Consider the following 16,587-nt stretch of genomic DNA (forward strand, 5'->3'; position numbering starts at 1 on the left):
ACCACGCTCCGGATCAGGTTGCCATGACAGGTTGGCGAGATGCCCTACCGGGTAATTGCCGCCAAGCTACCAGCACCATGCAAGCCCCAACCAGTAAAGCGGCCAGCAAGATGCTCCACCAGAGTGATGTCGAAGACGCCACGTGTTGCGTGGCCCACCAGAACAGCAGCGGCTGCAGCAACAGATGACGTGACAACCCGCCGAGAAAATTACAAAGGGGTCGCTGCAGACCTTGCAGGGCTTGCCCACTGACCAGCATCAGCACATAGCCGAGCGCACACCAGCACATGATGCGCACACCCTGGATCGCCTGCGCCAACACCGCCGGCTCTGTCGTAAACCCGGCACACAGGGCGGGTGCCAAACCATAGAGTGCCGCTGCAAACAGCAGAGACAGCGGCATGCCGATCCACAAACCACTGCGCCAGACCTCGCGCACCCGCTCCGGCAAGCCCGCCCCCTGCGCTTGGGCCACCATGCCCAGCACCGCATACCCCAGGGCAATCACCGGCATGGACCACAGCTGCTCCAGACGCAATACCAGCAGCGCGCTCGCTTGTGCAACAGCACCCCATGGCTGGATGAAGACAAACAAGACGTAGGTGCCGCCAGCAATAAAGAGAAAGGTCAAGCCCGCCAGTGTGCCCAGCTTGAACCAAGGGCCCAGTAGCGCAGGCTGTAACTGCCACATCCCCACACCTGACGGAGGGAGGCGTCGCCAAAGCAGATAGCCTCCCCACAGCAACGCTACGGACTGTACCAGCAAGGTGGTCCACGCCAACCCGACCAGACCGGGTGCCCAGCCACTCCAGAGAAACAGCCAGGCATTGCACAGCAGCCCCAGACCAAAGCTGGCCAGCATGATCCGGCTGAACAGCACTGCCAGACCCAGCCCGTTAAACGCACCGTACAGCACCATCAGCAGGTAGAACAAGGGTACCGCGGGCAACAAGGTCTTCAGGTAGCGGTGCGCCATCCCCCCGCCACCTCCCAGCAACTGCAGCAAGCCCTCCAGCCCTATGGCCGCCAGCGCGCCCAACACGCATCCAACTGACAGTGCCCCCAGCAAGGCTTGAACCAGTTGCGGGCGGAGTTGCGCCACCTGACCGGCGGCGTGTGCCTGCCCCAGAAAAACCGCTGTAGACTGGCTGTAACCATACGCCAGCGCCACCAGCAGATAAAACACCGTACTGCCGGTGGCCAGTGCCGCCTGGGCTTCTGCGCCCAGCCGCCCGGCAAACCAGGCATCAGCCACACCAAACAGCAGCATCAACAGCAGTCCCAGGGTCAAGGGCAGGATCTGCTGCAGCAATTGACGGACAACCGGCCCCTGATTCAGGTCGTGAACGGCCTGTTTCATTCGGAAACCTCCTGCAACTGCCATTCACATCCCTGCCGGTATTGACGCCACCAGCGGGCATACTGCCCCCCTTGCTGCAGCAGGGCTTGATGCGTACCCCGTTCACACACACGGCCCGCATCCATCACGATGACCTGATCGGCCTCGACAGCATGCTGCAAGGCATGGGTAATCTGAATCACGGTACGCTGGCGAGACAACGCCTGAATCGCCTTCTGCACCTGCAACGCGTTTTCACTGTCCAGCCCCGAGGTGATTTCATCCAGCAAGACCACGGGCGCGTCTTTCAGCCAGGCACGGGCGATTGCCAGCCGCTGTTGCTCACCGCCAGACAGGGCAACCCCACCCTGCCCCACTGGCGTGTCCAGTCCCTCTGGCCATGCTGCGATCACCTGATCGCAACACACCACCCGCAATGCCGCCCAAAGTCGATCATCATCGGCATCCGCTGCACCCAGCAGCAGGTTCTCACGCACAGTACCCGGCAACAGCACATCCTGCTGCAGCACCACGCTGACCTGTTGCCGCCAGCTCGCCAGTGAATGAGGTTGTATCGCGTGACCATCCACACTCAGCTGGCCAGCATCGGCGTCATAGAAGCGAACCAGCAGCGCCAGCAGGGTGGATTTACCGGCACCGTTGCGCCCCACCACCACGGTATGGCTCCCCGCCGGGAAGGCTGCCGAAAAACCATCCAGTACCGCATGCCGCCCATAGCTGAATTGCAGCGCATCCGCCTGCACATTTGCCTCGGCATGCGGGGGCAAGGGGATTGGTATATCGACTTGAGGGGGTAACTGGTGCAGCCCTTGCAAACGGTCCCAAGCCATCAGGCTCCACTTGAGCAGCCCCCACTCCTGCCAGGCCGCACTCAGGTTGAAATACACCAAGGGCGACAGGATCAGCAAAGGCAACAGCTGCACCGGCGACCAGCTCAGGGGGTTCACCGCCAGCAGAGCCAGTAACACAAGCAAGACCAGCTCCAGCACCCCATTGAGCAACAGATCACGCAGCGAGAACACCCTCACCGATTGCAGCATGCCACGTTGCCGCGTCTGCAGACTGTCTTGCAGCCGCAGCTGGGGATGATGGAATGCGCCGTGCTGTCGCAGGGTACGAATGCCGTCGATCACCGACGACAGAGCCGTCATCATCCGGTCCTGCAGGGTAGCGAGTGTGGCAATGCGCCCCTGCAGGGTGTACATCAGGCGCTTCGCCAATACCCCACACCCCGCCAGCAGCAGCAGGAACATCGTCGCAGGCAGCGGGTTGTAATACAGCATCGCCAGCAACAGCAGCAGCGACAGCATCAGCAGTGACTGTAGCCGGACCAGCACGATGAACACGCCTTCCTGCAACAGGCGAACATCATTCCCCACCCGTTCGATCAGTTCGCTATCCGTCCAGCGACGTACCTGCCACAGCGGCGCACGCAACACGCGCTCCACCAGTTGCTGGCGCAGCAAGCCAAAGGCTGAGAATACGGTGCGGGTGCCCAGCATGCGTGCCCGATGCTGGATCAGCAGCCTCAGCAAAGGGCTCAACGCCGCCGCCACCAGCCAGTACGGCACCGCCTGTGCCGAAGCCCCCGGCAGCAGCGACAGCATCACATTGACCGCCGCCAGCGGGAGCACCGCCTGCAGCAGTACATCCAGCACCGACAAGCCCTGCAAACGCCAGAACGCGGGCCGTTGCCCTTGGGCCTGCAGCAGACTCCAGAACAAGCGACTCATGCCAGGGCCTCCTCGGGTACGTCATGCAAGGCCTGCCATAGCGCCGCATAGCGCCCCTGAGCAGCCATCAGCGCTGCATGGCGACCGGTTTCCACCACCCGCCCCGCCTCCAGCACCACAATCTGGTCGCAGTGCTGGATGGTGTGCAGGCGATGTGCAATCACCACCAAGGTTCGCCCCCGTACCAGCGTGGACATGGCCTGCTGGATCAGGGCTTCATTCTCGATATCGCTGAACGCCAGTGCCTCGTCCAGAATCACGATGGGCGCATCACACAGCATGGCGCGCGCCAAAGCCAGACGTTGACGTTGCCCCCCGGACAGGTTACGCCCCCCCTGCTCCAGCCGGGTCTGGTAGCCGTGTGGCAAGGCGGTGATGAAGTCATGGCACAGCATGGCTTGTGCCACGGCTTCTACTTCCGCATCGCGTGCATCCGGTCGCCCAAGGCGGATGTTGTCCGCCACACTCATGGCAAACAACTCCACCTGCTGGCTGACGTAGGCCAGCTGCTGCCGCAGCAGGTCCTCAGACCAAGCCGTCAGTGGCAGCCCGTGCAGCCGGATGCTGCCGCTGGCAGGGTCATCTTGCCGCATCAGCAATTTGGCCAGTGTCGATTTGCCCGCACCACTGGGGCCGACCAGCGCCAGCGAACGACCTTCTGGAAGGGTCAGCGAAACCTCATGCAACACCTGCCGCCCCGACCGGACATAGTTCACAGCGGACAGCACATAGCCTCGCTCTGCTGCGACCGGCTGGGCAGGCATCACCGCCAGCTCCGGTGCATCGAGCACGGCAAACATACGCCGCCACACACCTCCCAGCTTGCCCAGCCGCAGAAACAGGCTGAACACATCGCCGTACAGCGAACCCAGCCCAATGGACACCACGATGGCAAACAGCAAGGCGGAAGGCGTGATACTGTGCGCGGGCAGCACCCCCATCCCCAGCAGCAACACTGCGGACAGCGAACTGGTACCCAGAATCATGAACAGCACGGCCAGCCACAAGGTCCGCTGGACACTGGCTTCCGCCAGTGACTGATGCTGTTGCAGTGCCTGTGCAATGGCATGGTGGCGGTGATGCCCTTGTCCATAGGCCCGCAACAAAGGCTGGCCTTTGACGAATACCGACAACTGCTGCAACACCCCACCCCAAGCGGTCATCATCGCTTGCATGGCTGCCTGCCCTGTCACCATCGAGCGGGCAGAAGCCAAGACCGCCAGTACATAAGGCAGAAAGCACGCCAAGGCCAGACGCCAATCCACCCCGACCAGCACCACCAACGTCAGCAGGGGAATCAGGGTCGCGCTGACCAGATCGGGCAGCAGATGCGCCAGCCCGTCCTCCAGCTCATCCACCTGTTGCCCGAGCAGATGCGTCAGCTCCGCGGGATGCTGCCGATCAAACCAGACCAATGGCACCCGCTGCAGCTTGTGCAACAGCGCCTGGCGTAATTGCTCAATGACGGCAAACGCCATGCGGTGCGAGGCCGCACGCGCCCAGTACAGCAGCGTGTGCCGCCCCAGCCACGCCACCAGCAGGCCAGACAGCACGGCTGTGATCGACACCCCCTGTCCGCCTGCCAATAGCGCCTGCCCCTGCCACCAGGCGGCCAGATAGGGGGTGAGGCTCAACATCCCGGCCACCGCCACCGCCGCGCACACCCCCCAGAGGGTGCGCCGCCAGGGTTGCAGCACAGCAAGGCTGGGCTTCAATCCCCCTTGACGGGGCAGGCTGGCAAAGTCCAGTGGCGCATTCGGTGACATGGTCATCCTCAGAACGACGCCCCGGCCGTCAGCATCACGCTACGCGGCTGGCCGTAGATGGCCTGCCCCATGCTGGCAATAAACGGATGGGGCGCAACCATCTGGTAGTAGCGCTTGTTGAACAGATTATTGACGTTCAATTTCAGCCACCACTGCTTGAAGTCCAGACGAGCACTCATATCCACCAGATCGTAACTGCGCTGCCCATAACTGTTGGCTGAGTTGGCATAGAAACGTCCGGTACGGTTCCAGTCCAGTCGTGCCGTCAATCGGGTGCCCTTGGCCACCTGCCCCTGATACTGCAAACCCAGCTTTGCGGTATACAGCGGCGCCAGCGGTACGGATTTGCCGATCGCAGCTGACTCATAACTCTCTTGGACCTTGCTCCGGTTCAGCGCATAACCGGCACTCAAACTCCAATTGCGGGCAAACTGATAGCCCAGCTCCAGTTCCAGACCATGGTAGCGGGTACGCCCCACATTCTTGATTTGCGTATCCGGCAACACCATCAATTGCTGATCATGAATCCGGGTCTGGTACAGGGACACGGCATAGCTCAGCGCCGGGTCTTGCAGCACACCTTTCATGCCGAGTTCGACACTACGACTGGTTTCATGACCATAGGTCAGGTAAGGGCCGGTCGGGCTACTGTTGACCATCTGCGGGCTGGTATTCACCCCCCCCGGGGTGTAGCCGGTTGCCACATTGAGGAACACCACATTATCCGGGCGCCACTCATAGTTGGCCGCCAGCTTGTAGGTGGTCGAGGTATCTTGCTGACTGATCTCCGGTTTGTTTTTGTAGACATCGGTGAAACGCTGGCGATCCTTTTGGTAGCGCACACCTGCTACCAGCGTCCATTGCGGAGCCAGTCGGTAATCCAGCTGTCCGAAACCGGCCCAGCCAGAGGTCTGGTAACGGGTATCCTGATACTGCGTGCCAAGGCTGTTGCCAAAGCGGTTGGTGTTGAGCGTCTGATCGCGGTAGGCATACAGCCCGGCCTGCCAATCCAGCTTGTCGTGTTTGCCCACCAGCTGCACTTCCTGGCTCAGCTGGCGATGATCGTTGGTGTACGGGTCAAAGTTATAGAAGAAAACGGGGTCTGCCGAGTAGTCCGCATCGGTGCGCATCTCCTGCTTGCTGCGCTGCCAGGCGGTGGTGGCGTTGAGTTTGACGCCACCAAAGTCATGGCTGATCTGGAAAGTCAGTGCACGACCACGGGTGCGAGTTCCCCCCTCTAGATTCCGCTCTACCTCATAAAAGTTCAGATCACCTGCCTGCGCAAAACTCCGTACTTTGATAGGCCGCAATGACTGTGGGTCAATTACGGTTTGCGTATAAGCCGGCGTCCGGTCATTGAAGTGGCGCGCGGTCAGACGCAACTGGGTATCAACCGAGGCATCAGCCTCCAGCTTGAACCCCATATTGCGGCGCTCATAAGCATCCAGCTTGCCTTGCGAGCCATTGGCCACGTTCTTCAGTACGCCATCGCCTTCCATCACTCCGGCATCCAGACCGAAGCGCAGACGGTCATCAAATACGCCGCTCTGTGCATTGAAGGTCAGGCGTTTGGCGTGACGCTGCCCCCACCCTGCGCTGACACTGATGGCATGGTCGTCCGGCCGCTTGGTGACAATGTTGATGACCCCCGCTAACGCATTGCGCCCATACAGGGTGCCTTGCGGCCCTTTCAGCACCTCTACCCGCCCCACACCGCCCCCCAGCAGCACATCCTGCATGGCAGCGTCGAGCTGAGGCACACCGTCCACATAAACCGCGACACGCTTGTTCTTCAGATCGGTCAGGTCGCCGATGCCGCGGATGAAGATGCGGGGCTGGCTACCGGTATAGCTGCCGATGGAGACACCGTTGAGCTGCTTGCCCAGTTGCTCCAGGCTGTCGATCTGACGCAGCTCAATCTGCTCGCCACTCACCACTTCCACTGTGGCGGGTACATCCTGCAGCGCTTGCTCCACCTTTTGTGCCGTCACTTTAATCGGCTTCATGGTCGTCGGCGCTGGCGTTGCCGCATCCGCCCATGTCATCCCGGAGTACACCGACAAGACGGCGACCACCCCAACCCGCAAACGCAAACCCTGCTTGTACCGCACCGTTACCCCCAGATTCAGTTGTCGCCCTGTCTTGCCGCCATTGGCAGGAGTAAGCGCTATTGTTTTTTCACAAATAGAAACAATTCTCATTATATAGAGAGGTGATGAGCTCTGTTTTTGCGCGGTGCACAGAAAAGTTTTGTGAAGTGATCACATCGCAAATATAATGATATTCATTATTAATTAATGATATGTACCATGGAAGCTTCTCTGCACGTCGAACGTCAATTCCAGTGGCAATCTGCTGAAGGGGTACATCTGGTCAGCAGCGAGCTTCGCATTGATGCGCCTTGCCGACTACAGTCGGTGAGCCCTGCCCCTGGCCTGGTGGTCGGGCTAACACTGTATGGAACCGCAGAATCCGTGCTGCTGGGCGAGACTGAACAAGTACATGCCATTCCACCCAACTTCTGCTGGGCCTTGCCGGTGCAGCAGGGCAATGTTCTGGAAAGTCGCTACCAGGCGGGTACCCGTATCGCTGGCGCAGGCTTCTTCCTGCCTGCAGACTGGTTACGCTTTCATGGCCAGCAAGACCCCAGCCTCGCCATCCTTCTGCATATTCTGGAAGAAGGCCGCATGCGCTGTGCGGATACGCCGTGCCAGGTTGAGCAACACATTACTCAGCTGTTGCACAACCCCTATCATGGCAAGCTGGCCGACCTATACTTGGAAGCCAGGGCGCACGATTTGCTGTTCAACCTGATTGAAACCCTGAGCGGGACACGCCGGACCAGCGCGCTAAGCCACGGTGAGCGACGGCTGGAAAAGGCGCATGAGATCATCAACACCCGGCTACACAATCCGCCCAGCCTGGAGGAGCTGGCACGCGAGGCGGGGATCAGTATCTCGGCCCTGCGCAAGGACTTCAAGCGACGCTATGGTTTGCCAGTGATGAGCTATATCCGCAAGCGGCAACTGGATGAAGCACGTGAGGAATTGCGCCATGGCGCATCGGTAACCGCCACCGCACTGAAGTACGGCTACGATACCCCGGCCAATTTTTCCACCGCGTTCAAGCGGCAGCATGGCAACTCCCCAAGTCAGCAGCGCAGGCAGGATCAGGGCATCATCAGCATGCAGTAAGCCTCTGGCTTACTGGTAGCGCGCCAGAATACGCTCCAGTTCGCCCTTGCGCTGCAGCAAGGCCATGGCGTGCTGCAATTGCCGGATGAGCACCGGGTCGAGCCCCTTGCGGGCGTACATGGCATAACGACGCTCATTGATTGTAAAAATCGGATCAAACTGCTTACGATCCAGTCCAGACTGCCGCAGTGCATAGTGCAGCAGGTAATCGGACGAAATCACCGCATCCAGTCGCCCAAAGGACAGCATGCGCACCCCCTGGAATGGGTCGGCAATCGCGTCCTTGATGATGCTGTCGTCGTTATTGATCCGTTCATCGTAGAAGGCACCCCGTGCCATGCCCAGGTGGCGCCCGCGCAAAGACTCGATACGGTCAATGCCCAAGCCAGCACGTGGAATCACCACGGAGCGAAAGGTATGGAAAGGCAGCACCCGATCCGCCAGCGCATCCAGCTCTGGCCCCTCCACCCCCACCACCAGATCGGCACTGCCATCCTTCAAGGCGGCGGCAATACGGACATACACCACCGAGGTTGACTCCATGCTGATGCCACTGGTGCGGATCAAGGCATTGAGGATGTCCATATGCATGCCACCACGTGAGCCATCGGCTTGATGAATGGTATAGGGTTCAACATCATTGATGGTCACCCGCAAGGGACGCTCGTCCGCCAAAGCAGGCAGCGCCAGCATCACCCCCAGCAGATACAACCCTCGCCACCACCTGGACATCCTGCACGCCTCCTGCTTGATTCCTTCAGTATAACCGGGCAAGCCCACGTTTCCAGCATCCGGCTAGCCAGTTGCAACCGTTCGTCGTACCATGCAGTCAGCATGGTATGTAACAGGCTATCCAGCATGAAATGCTATTCCAAGATGGCAAGCATTGCCCTTGCAGCCCTGCTGCTGGCGGGCTGCCCGAGTCGTACCCCGCCTGCCACCAGCAGCAGCAAGCCCGTGCCGGTTGGCAAGCGTGTGGAAGTGGCATCAAGCCACCGTGAAGAAGTTACCCTCTATGCCTTGGGTCTGCTGAATACCGAGTATCGCTACGGGGGTAGCTCACCCGAGGGTGGGCTGGATTGCAGCGGGCTGGTCAGCCATATCTTTGCCAAGGCTACGGGCGTGCTGCTGCCACACAATGCTGCGGCGATTGCATCACTGGCGCGCCCGCTGGAACGCAGTGCCCTGCAGGCTGGGGACCTGGTGTTTTTCAACACCCTGGGGCGGCCGTTCTCGCATATGGGGGTGTATCTGGGCGAGGACAAATTCATTCATGCCCCCAGCAGTGGCAAGCTGGTACGCATCGACCTGCTGAGTAACCGCTATTACGCCAGCCGCTTTGAAGGCGGACGTACCCTGTTTCAGTAGCCGAGGCCCCTTAGAGCCTGTTCATGCTCTCGCGAGCGAGGGTGAGACAAGGCGAAAACGACTGAGGAAGCGCAGTTTACTGGGTGTAAATGAGCATTCCGATGTTGTTTTCAACGCCGCATCGCCGTCGTGCAGCAGACTATAAACAGGTTCTTAGTCGGGGAAGGCCAGATAGTCTACCGGTACCGGCCCGGTCAACCACACCCCGTTTTCCGAGCAATGGAACACCTGCCCGGCCCGGTGCAGGTCACCACTGCGCACCACCAGCACCACCGGACGGCCATGCCGGCCGCCGACCTGAATCGCCGTCTCTTTCTGCAAGGACAGGTGAACATGGTGCCGGCTGCCCGGCTTCAAGCCTTCGCGGCGAATCGCGTCCAGATGGCTGTGCGCCGTGCCATGGTACAGAAACTCGGGCGGTTGCTGCGCGGCCAGTTGCAAGTCCACTCCCGTCACGGAGTGCCCCTGGTTGGCGCGTATCCGCAGCCCATCCTCGGAGAAGGCAAAGCGTTGCTTGTTATTGTCGCGCACCACAACGGCCAGTTCCTCCGGTGCGCAAGGCATGCCATGCCGGGCCAGTGCGGCCAGCAGGATGCGGACCTCGACCCAGCCCTGGGCATCCAGCGTCAGGCCCACGGATTCTGGCGCATGGCGCAGGATGCGGGACAGGGTTTTACTGATACGGGTTTTGCGTGCTTCATTCATTGTTCTTGTTCGCTTTCTTGTTCTTATGGTTTATGTCATGACGGGCGGACATCCTCCGCCAGCCAGGCCAGCTGTCGCTGGCTGGTAAACTGCCGCGCTTCCCCGCTCAGCGGATCGGTAAAAGCAATGCTGCGCGCCAGCAATTGCAGCGGCTGACTGATGTCATCCCCCTTGTCGTCCAGTACCTGCGGATAAAACGGGTCATGCACGATGGGGATGCCCAGACCGGCCAGATGCACGCGCAGCTGATGCTTGCGTCCGGTATGCGGTTGCAGCCGGTACCAGGCGTGGCTTCCCAGCCGCTGAATCAGCTCGATGCGGGTCTCGCTGTTGGGTTCGCCGATCACTTCCTGCATGGTCATGAAGTGATCCCCCGCCTCAATACGGCTGCGGTGGGTCAGCGGCCACGGCAAATCACGCCAAGGGGCCACCGCTTCATAGACTTTGCGGACTTCACGGCGTTCAAACAGGGTCTGATAGGCGCCCCGACTGGCCGGGTCCAGGCAGAACAGCACCACCCCTGCGGTTTCGCGGTCCAGCCGGTGCACCGGGGTCAGTTGGGGTTGGTTGAGACGCGTACGCAGGCGGTGCAGCAGGGTCTCCCGCAGGAAACGCCCGCCGGGGGTCATCGGCAGGAAGTGCGGCTTGTCCACCACCAGCAAGTGCGCATCCTGATACAGGATGGTTTCTGCAAACGGGATAGGTGTTTCCGCAGCGACTTCTCGATAGTACCAGATGCGCTGGCCGACCTGATAGGGGGCCGCCACCGGCAGCGCCTGGCCGTGATCGTCAAACAGTTCGCCCTGAGCCATGCGTTGCTGCAGTGCTTGCGGGTCCAGATGGCGAAAGCGGGTCTGCAGATACGCCAGCAGGGAGGGCCACTCGCCTTCCGGCAGCCACAGGTAGCTGGGGGCAATACCCTCTCGCCATGGAATGGGTGCCTTACTCATGGATCAAGCCCTGCGCCAGCAGAATGGCACGGATCGCCGGGTGCACCGTACGCCGCTCCGCGGTAATCAGGTAGGTCTGCTCCTTCACCGCCTCGATCTGCCCCACAACCTCCACCCCATGCTGGCGGCACACATCGTCCGCAATGGTGCTGGGGGCTACAAACAGCCCGGCCCCCGCCTGCCCAAACGCTTTCAGCAATGCACCATCGTCAAACTCGCCCACAATGCGGGGCCGCAGCTGCTGCCCTTCCAGCCAATCCAGCAAGCGGCTGCGTACCGCCACATCCTCCCCCGGCAGCAGGAACGGCGCGCCGTGCAGGCACTGCGGAAAAGTCCCCTGCAAGGTCGCCTTCAGCGCCGGGGTGGCAAAGACGGTAAGCGGACTATCGCCCAAAGGGTGTACATAGGCGCGCACGTTCAGGTTGCTCGGCATCGGCCGGTCGACGATCACCAGATCCAGCCGGTGCACCGCCAACTCTCCCAGCAGCGCCGACAAGCGCCCCTCTCGCACCGTCAAACGCACCGGTTCATCCAGTTGCAGCACGGCTTGCAACAGGCGGTAGGTCTGCAATTTGGCCACCGAGTCAGCCACCCCGACACGCAATGGCAGGGACGCGGTCAAGGGGCCACTGCGTAGCGCTTCGGTCAGCGCCTCGCCCAGTGAGAAAATCTCATCGGCGTAACTCAACACCTGCTGCCCGGTCTCGGTCAGCTCCAGCCCACGTCCCGCCCGCCGCAGCAGTTTGACCCCAAGCTGCTCCTCCAGCTCGGCCAGCTGCCCGCTGATGGACTGGGGCGTGACATGCAGCTGCTCACTGGCGCGGGCAATGCTGCCCGCCTTGGCGACGACCCAGAAGTAGCGCAAATGCTTGTAGTTGAGATGATTCACCAACACATCCAAATAAACTGATATTTGACAAATAATATTCGATTTGTGCGAACAATGGCAGCCCTCTACACTGCAAACATTCCATATTGCCCGTCAACGGAGCTTGCCATGCAACATGTACTCCCTTTGCAACAATTGCGCCGCTATCGCCGCGTCATCATCGGCGTCGCACTCACGCTGGCGGTATTGCTGGGCCTGGCGATCTGGGGCGTGATTGCCGGCGCCAGCTGGCTGCTCGACAAAGCCCCTCAAGTGGCTGCCAGTGGCCAGCAGGTGCTCACGGCCGCGCGTGACAAGATTGAGGAAGTGGCCCCCCAAGCCAAGGAGCGCGTCCAGGTCTGGTTGCCCTCGACCAACCCGGCCCAGCCGGCGGCACAGGATGTCAGCGGCAGTGACTTGGGCCCCGCCAGCCGCATGGCAGGTCTGGTGCGTACCCGCTATACCGAAACAGAAGCGCAGCGACAAACCGTATACGAGGGCAAGGTGGACTATCAGGCCACCTTGCAGCATTACCTGCGCGGCTTTGATCGCCCCGGCATGGAGCACCATGTTTTGAGCGCAGCGCCAGGGAATGAACAACATAGCTTCCGCAGTGGCCAGCAGCAGTGGCAACTGGATATCCAGCAACTGGCGGATAGCCGGGTCAGCGTATCGCTATCCGAAACCACATTGAAGTAAGCCGTAAATCAGTCTGGACAAGGAGTACCCCTATGCACAGTATTGGCAGCCCCGGCTTGTGGGCCGTTTTCCTGGGTCTGGTGGTGGTGATGCTCGCCATCGACCTGCTGACGTTAAAACAGAAAGGCAATCACCGCCCCTCCATGCGTGAGGCGCTGGGCTGGTCGGCGGTATGGGTGTCGATTGCCCTGTTGTTCAACCTGGGCCTGTGGGTCTATCTGGATGATACGGTGGGTCGCGCGGCGGCCAATGAAACGGCACTGGCTTTCTTTACCGGCTACCTGATCGAGAAAGCACTGGCAGTCGACAATATCTTTGTGTTCCTGATGATCTTCAGCTACTTCTCGGTACCGGCACAATACCAGCGCCGGGTACTGCTATACGGTGTGCTGAGTGCCATCGTGCTGCGTGCAGTCATGATTCTGGTGGGTGGTGCCTTGATTGAGCGCTTCAGCTGGATCCTGTACGTGTTCGGCGCCTTCCTGCTGTATACCGGGGTCAAGATGTGGTTTGCCAGCGACTCCGAGCAGGACCTGGGCAACAACAAATTGCTGCGCTGGCTGAAAGGGCACATCAAGTTCACCGATGACTACCACGGCGAGAAGTTTTTTGTGGTCAAGCAAGGCGTACGCTACGCCACCCCGCTGCTGCTGGTACTGGTGATGATCGAGATCTCGGACGTGATCTTTGCGGTGGACAGTATCCCGGCCATCTTCGCCGTCACCACCGATCCGTTTGTGGTGATCACCAGCAACATCTTTGCCATCCTCGGTTTGCGGGCTATGTACTTCCTGCTGGCAGATGTGGCCGACCGCTTCCACCTGCTGAAGTATGGCCTGGCGCTGGTACTGGCCTTCATCGGCTGCAAGATGCTGCTGGCGCAGTACTGGCACATGCCAGTTGCCTGGTCACTGGTGGTGATTGCGGTTCTGATTGGCGGATCAATCGCCCTGTCACTGTGGCAGACCCGCAAACAGCAGGTGAATTAGCCCAAACAGCCCTGCCGGGGCATGCGTTCCCGGCGGGGCTTACTTGTTGCTCTCTTCCCGCCACAGGCCCTTGCGTTGCATGCACATGCGGTATGCAGCATCACGATCGTTCTGATTCACATCATACGACGTATATTCAGCCGGGGCCCAGTGTGCCGGTGTGCGCTTGCACACCTGCTCGTCCGTCTGGGTGATCACCCTGGTTTTACCGCCTGCAACCGTACCCCGGTAAGGCAATGGTGTCTCTGTCGTGTTGCGCGTGGTGGTACAACGGGTCTCTGCAGGGGCGTGGTGGGCCGAGGCACTCTCATACTCCTCAAAGACTTCCGGATTATTGCGCCAGATCTCCGCCACACAATCCTGATAATCCTTACCCTTGTTCACATTTTCCTTGAGCTTGAGCCCTTTGAGCCCATGAACACCGCTGCAGGCTGTCAGCAAGACGGATAACAGCCCGATTGCCACGCATTTCCACATGATGGCCCCCTCACCCTTGATTGTCCCTATCCCGCTGCAACCTGCCCCCAGGCCTTACGGGCCAGCATTATTGCTGCACCTCTTCCCAGCGCCATCCCTTTTGCAGGAAACAGGAATCCGCATGTGAACTGCGGCGGCCACTGTTGACATCCCGCATTGCCTTGACCGCAGGCACCCATCTGCCAGGCGTGGTCTGGCAAACCCGCTCTTCTTTCTGATCCGTGCTGGTACTGGTGCCGGGCTTTCCCGGCGCGGCGGGCGTGGTGGTCAGCGTGCTGCTGCGGGTAGTGGTACATCGGCTGACTTCTGGTGCGTAGTAAGCGTGACTGACCTCATACTCGACCAGCTTCTCCGGGAACCGCGTGCGTGCCTCGCTGGCACAATCACTCCGGTCCTGGCTCATCTCGGCCTCACCTTTGTGATCATGCACCCAGTGATAACTGACGCACCCGGTCAACAGTAACGGTAGCAGCAGAAATGAAACAGGCTTCCACATGATGTTGCGCTCCCTGAATGACTCCCCTGCGCAGGCCTCTGCGGGCCTGCTGCAGGTCATGATGCGATATGTCCATCAACGCAGGTCAGTCATCATCATCGTGGCGATGGTGCTTGTAATGCCCCAAGTGGCGGCCTCGTCCAGGGAAACGATCAGGTTGGTAGCGGCGTTCGGGGCGTTCGACATACACCACCCGTTCACGTACCGGACGGTCTACATAGACCACACGCTCGCGTACCGGCTCGCGCTTGGGCTGGTCCAGCCGGTGACCAATGTAGGCGCCCGCACCGCCGCCGATGGCTGCGCCCAGAATGGCACCATCCCGGTCACCCATGTCGTGCCCCACAGCCGCCCCCAGCGCACCGCCAATGGCGCTGCCCAGAACGGTACCGGTACGGATTTGTTCAGCTTGTGAGTTCAAGGCCGCCAGCAGGAGGCCTGCGATCATCCAGTGCTTGTTCATTGCCGTCTTCCTTCATTCGGTTGCAACGAGACCAGTGTCGCAAACTGCAACTGAATGAAGGATGAATCGGTCAGCGATGCACCTCAGCCCGCGCGCAGCGAGCGCAGAAACAGCCCCAGCCCGCCAGCCACCAGCACCAGGATGACGATCAGGTCGAACGCACTCATGTTACGGAAGGAGAAATGAATCGAGGCAATCACCCCGAAGATCAGTGCCAGCAAAGACCCGCCTGCCAGCACCCAGCCCAGCACGTTGCGGGCGTTGTAGAAAATCATCCCCACCCCGAACAGGAAAGGGATCATCACCATGCCACTGGTGATGGCATACATGCTGCCAAACATCTGCCAGCCAAACAGGGGCATGCCCAGACCAAAGCTGGACGTCACCATGATGGCACTCAGCAGCAGATACAAACCACCGATCAACATTGCCAGACCGAGGAAAAACTGCCCGGTCCCGCCCTGCGTTCCTCCTGCACCCCTCACCTTTGCCTCCTTTCCTTGACCTTGTTGTCGTCGCTCATGGCAGCAAAACGCTGGAACCCGTGGTACGCCGTGCGGCTAGGTCCTCATGCGCCTTCGCCACCTCGGCGAGTGGGTAGCGCTGATGAATGGCCAGCTTGATCTGCCCCTGTTCCACAGCGAAGAACAACGCCGCAGCGCCGGCCAGCAATGCTTCCCGAGTCCCCGTGTAGTGACCCAGTGTCGGGCGCGTCAGGTAGAGCGAACCCTTGCTGGACAGCACCCCCGGCTCGATGGCAGGCACCGCGCCGGAGGCGTTGCCAAAGCTGACCATCAACCCGCGCTGGCGCAAGCAATCCAGTGAATCCATGAAGGTGGCCTGGCCGACACCGTCGTAGACTACCGGCACGCCCTTGCCGCCTGTGAGCTCTCGCACCTGCGCCACCCAGCCGGGCTGGCTGTAGTCCAGCACATGATCGCAACCATGCTGGCGGGCCAGCTCGGCCTTGGCCGGGCTGGACACGGTGCCGATCACGGTCGCCCCCAGCGCCTTGGCCCATTGGCAAGCGATCAGCCCCACTCCGCCCGCGGCGGCATGAAACAGAATGGTTTCTCCGGCTTGCAATGGATAGGTCTGATGCAGCAGGTACCAAGCCGTCAGCCCTTGCAGCAGCATGGAGGCCCCTTGTTCAAAGCTGAGGTGATCTGGCAACGGCACCAGCTTGTCGGCAGGCAAAATACGCTGCTCGGCGTAGGCTCCCAGCGGTCCACCGGCGTAAGCCACCCGGTCTCCCACCTGAGCGGTGCTCACACCCTCGCCTACCGCTTCGACCACCCCGGCCGCCTCCATCCCCAGCCCCGAAGGCAAGGCCATCGGATACAAGCCACTGCGGTGGTACAGGTCGATGAAATTGAGGCCGACCGCGTGCTGGCGCAAACGCACCTGCCCCGGTCCCGGCTCGCCCACCGCCACATCCTCCAGCACCATCACCTCCGGCCCACCGGTCTGATGGAAGCGAACCACCTTGCTCATCTCTGCCACTCCTTTAGAATGCTGT

Annotated in this window: 17 protein-coding genes; 4 read left to right on the plus strand and 13 right to left on the minus strand. The window is 60.7% G+C overall.

The genetic code is table 11. From position 1 onward, the window contains the following. Window positions 1–13: 13 nt before the first annotated feature. Genes HF682_RS12240 through HF682_RS12255 form a run of 4 tightly spaced genes read right to left on the minus strand, consistent with a single transcriptional unit; the run spans window position 14 to window position 6,865 of the window. Window positions 14–1,360 (minus strand): MATE family efflux transporter, encoded by a 1,347-nt coding sequence (locus HF682_RS12240; protein WP_168877554.1) that lies wholly within the window; start codon window positions 1,358–1,360, stop codon window positions 14–16. Then, window positions 1,357–3,093 carry an ABC transporter ATP-binding protein gene (locus tag HF682_RS12245; protein WP_168877555.1) on the minus strand — a complete coding sequence of 579 codons (1,737 nt, stop codon included), beginning with the start codon at window positions 3,091–3,093 and terminating at the stop codon, window positions 1,357–1,359. Before HF682_RS12245 ends, HF682_RS12240 begins: the two co-directional genes overlap by 4 nt. Then, window positions 3,090–4,859 carry an ABC transporter ATP-binding protein gene (locus HF682_RS12250; protein ID WP_168877556.1) on the minus strand — a complete coding sequence of 590 codons (1,770 nt, stop codon included), beginning with the start codon at window positions 4,857–4,859 and terminating at the stop codon, window positions 3,090–3,092. Before HF682_RS12250 ends, HF682_RS12245 begins: the two co-directional genes overlap by 4 nt. An 8-nt stretch (window positions 4,860–4,867) precedes the next feature. Beyond that, window positions 4,868–6,865 carry a TonB-dependent receptor gene (locus HF682_RS12255; protein ID WP_205882045.1) on the minus strand — a complete coding sequence of 666 codons (1,998 nt, stop codon included), beginning with the start codon at window positions 6,863–6,865 and terminating at the stop codon, window positions 4,868–4,870. Window positions 6,866–7,168: 303 nt separating this feature from the next. On the opposite strand from HF682_RS12255, the gene HF682_RS12260 reads away from it, so the two are divergent. Next, window positions 7,169–8,053 carry a helix-turn-helix transcriptional regulator gene (locus HF682_RS12260; protein ID WP_168877557.1) on the plus strand — a complete coding sequence of 295 codons (885 nt, stop codon included), beginning with the start codon at window positions 7,169–7,171 and terminating at the stop codon, window positions 8,051–8,053. Between the two features lie 9 nt (window positions 8,054–8,062). On the opposite strand, the gene HF682_RS12265 is transcribed toward HF682_RS12260, so the two are convergent. Continuing rightward, window positions 8,063–8,785, minus strand: coding sequence for a substrate-binding periplasmic protein (locus HF682_RS12265; protein ID WP_168877558.1), 723 nt, complete (start codon window positions 8,783–8,785; stop codon window positions 8,063–8,065). Window positions 8,786–8,911: 126 nt separating this feature from the next. Here HF682_RS12265 and HF682_RS12270 point away from each other — a divergent pair, with 126 nt between their 5' ends. After that, window positions 8,912–9,421, plus strand: a complete 510-nt coding sequence (locus HF682_RS12270; RefSeq protein WP_168877559.1) for a C40 family peptidase — start codon at window positions 8,912–8,914, stop codon at window positions 9,419–9,421. Window positions 9,422–9,574: 153 nt separating this feature from the next. On the opposite strand, the gene HF682_RS12275 is transcribed toward HF682_RS12270, so the two are convergent. From HF682_RS12275 to nhaR, 3 genes are read right to left on the minus strand one after another with little or no spacing between them, the layout of a single operon-like run. Continuing rightward, the gene (locus HF682_RS12275) at window positions 9,575–10,126 is read right to left on the minus strand and encodes an RNA 2'-phosphotransferase (protein ID WP_168877560.1); all 552 of its coding nucleotides are present in this window, start codon (window positions 10,124–10,126) and stop codon (window positions 9,575–9,577) included. 35 nt (window positions 10,127–10,161) lie between these two features. Continuing rightward, complete coding sequence (locus HF682_RS12280; protein ID WP_168877561.1) at window positions 10,162–11,076, minus strand: RluA family pseudouridine synthase; 915 nt, start codon at window positions 11,074–11,076, stop codon at window positions 10,162–10,164. After that, window positions 11,069–11,965, minus strand: a complete 897-nt coding sequence (gene nhaR / locus HF682_RS12285; RefSeq protein ID WP_168877562.1) for a transcriptional activator NhaR — start codon at window positions 11,963–11,965, stop codon at window positions 11,069–11,071. Before nhaR ends, HF682_RS12280 begins: the two co-directional genes overlap by 8 nt. Window positions 11,966–12,073: 108 nt before the next feature. On the opposite strand from nhaR, the gene HF682_RS12290 reads away from it, so the two are divergent. Then, window positions 12,074–12,643: a hypothetical protein gene (locus tag HF682_RS12290; protein ID WP_168877563.1), complete on the plus strand. Its 570-nt coding sequence runs from the start codon at window positions 12,074–12,076 to the stop codon at window positions 12,641–12,643. A gap of 32 nt (window positions 12,644–12,675) precedes the next feature. After that, window positions 12,676–13,632 (plus strand): TerC family protein, encoded by a 957-nt coding sequence (locus tag HF682_RS12295; protein WP_168877564.1) that lies wholly within the window; start codon window positions 12,676–12,678, stop codon window positions 13,630–13,632. Window positions 13,633–13,671: 39 nt separating this feature from the next. On the opposite strand, the gene HF682_RS12300 is transcribed toward HF682_RS12295, so the two are convergent. From HF682_RS12300 to HF682_RS12320, 5 genes are all read right to left on the minus strand, one after another. Beyond that, window positions 13,672–14,109: a hypothetical protein gene (locus HF682_RS12300; protein WP_168877565.1), complete on the minus strand. Its 438-nt coding sequence runs from the start codon at window positions 14,107–14,109 to the stop codon at window positions 13,672–13,674. A gap of 67 nt (window positions 14,110–14,176) precedes the next feature. After that, window positions 14,177–14,605: a hypothetical protein gene (locus tag HF682_RS12305; protein WP_168877566.1), complete on the minus strand. Its 429-nt coding sequence runs from the start codon at window positions 14,603–14,605 to the stop codon at window positions 14,177–14,179. An 85-nt stretch (window positions 14,606–14,690) separates the two neighbouring features. Continuing rightward, window positions 14,691–15,068 carry a glycine zipper domain-containing protein gene (locus HF682_RS12310; protein WP_168877567.1) on the minus strand — a complete coding sequence of 126 codons (378 nt, stop codon included), beginning with the start codon at window positions 15,066–15,068 and terminating at the stop codon, window positions 14,691–14,693. An 83-nt stretch (window positions 15,069–15,151) separates the two neighbouring features. Next, the gene (locus tag HF682_RS12315; protein WP_168877568.1) at window positions 15,152–15,553 is read right to left on the minus strand and encodes a hypothetical protein; all 402 of its coding nucleotides are present in this window, start codon (window positions 15,551–15,553) and stop codon (window positions 15,152–15,154) included. 34 nt (window positions 15,554–15,587) lie between these two features. Continuing rightward, window positions 15,588–16,562: a quinone oxidoreductase family protein gene (locus HF682_RS12320; RefSeq protein WP_168877569.1), complete on the minus strand. Its 975-nt coding sequence runs from the start codon at window positions 16,560–16,562 to the stop codon at window positions 15,588–15,590. Window positions 16,563–16,587: the final 25 nt, after the last annotated feature.

Source organism: Leeia aquatica, from assembly GCF_012641365.1.
Classification (GTDB): Bacteria; Pseudomonadota; Gammaproteobacteria; order Burkholderiales; family Leeiaceae; genus Leeia; species Leeia aquatica.

What these genes read in the sequence shown, in the direction of transcription:
- HF682_RS12240 (WP_168877554.1), bottom strand. Translation starts at nt 1,360, where the DNA reads ATGAAACAGGCCGTTCACGACCTGAATCAGGGGCCGGTTGTCCGTCAA.
- HF682_RS12245 (WP_168877555.1), bottom strand. Translation starts at nt 3,093, where the DNA reads ATGAGTCGCTTGTTCTGGAGTCTGCTGCAGGCCCAAGGGCAACGGCCC.
- HF682_RS12250 (WP_168877556.1), bottom strand. Translation starts at nt 4,859, where the DNA reads ATGTCACCGAATGCGCCACTGGACTTTGCCAGCCTGCCCCGTCAAGGG.
- HF682_RS12255 (WP_205882045.1), bottom strand. Translation starts at nt 6,865, where the DNA reads ATGAAGCCGATTAAAGTGACGGCACAAAAGGTGGAGCAAGCGCTGCAG.
- HF682_RS12260 (WP_168877557.1), top strand. Translation starts at nt 7,169, where the DNA reads ATGGAAGCTTCTCTGCACGTCGAACGTCAATTCCAGTGGCAATCTGCT.
- HF682_RS12265 (WP_168877558.1), bottom strand. Translation starts at nt 8,785, where the DNA reads ATGTCCAGGTGGTGGCGAGGGTTGTATCTGCTGGGGGTGATGCTGGCG.
- HF682_RS12270 (WP_168877559.1), top strand. Translation starts at nt 8,912, where the DNA reads ATGAAATGCTATTCCAAGATGGCAAGCATTGCCCTTGCAGCCCTGCTG.
- HF682_RS12275 (WP_168877560.1), bottom strand. Translation starts at nt 10,126, where the DNA reads ATGAATGAAGCACGCAAAACCCGTATCAGTAAAACCCTGTCCCGCATC.
- HF682_RS12280 (WP_168877561.1), bottom strand. Translation starts at nt 11,076, where the DNA reads ATGAGTAAGGCACCCATTCCATGGCGAGAGGGTATTGCCCCCAGCTAC.
- HF682_RS12290 (WP_168877563.1), top strand. Translation starts at nt 12,074, where the DNA reads ATGCAACATGTACTCCCTTTGCAACAATTGCGCCGCTATCGCCGCGTC.
- HF682_RS12295 (WP_168877564.1), top strand. Translation starts at nt 12,676, where the DNA reads ATGCACAGTATTGGCAGCCCCGGCTTGTGGGCCGTTTTCCTGGGTCTG.
- HF682_RS12300 (WP_168877565.1), bottom strand. Translation starts at nt 14,109, where the DNA reads ATGTGGAAATGCGTGGCAATCGGGCTGTTATCCGTCTTGCTGACAGCC.
- HF682_RS12305 (WP_168877566.1), bottom strand. Translation starts at nt 14,605, where the DNA reads ATGTGGAAGCCTGTTTCATTTCTGCTGCTACCGTTACTGTTGACCGGG.
- HF682_RS12310 (WP_168877567.1), bottom strand. Translation starts at nt 15,068, where the DNA reads ATGAACAAGCACTGGATGATCGCAGGCCTCCTGCTGGCGGCCTTGAAC.
- HF682_RS12320 (WP_168877569.1), bottom strand. Translation starts at nt 16,562, where the DNA reads ATGAGCAAGGTGGTTCGCTTCCATCAGACCGGTGGGCCGGAGGTGATG.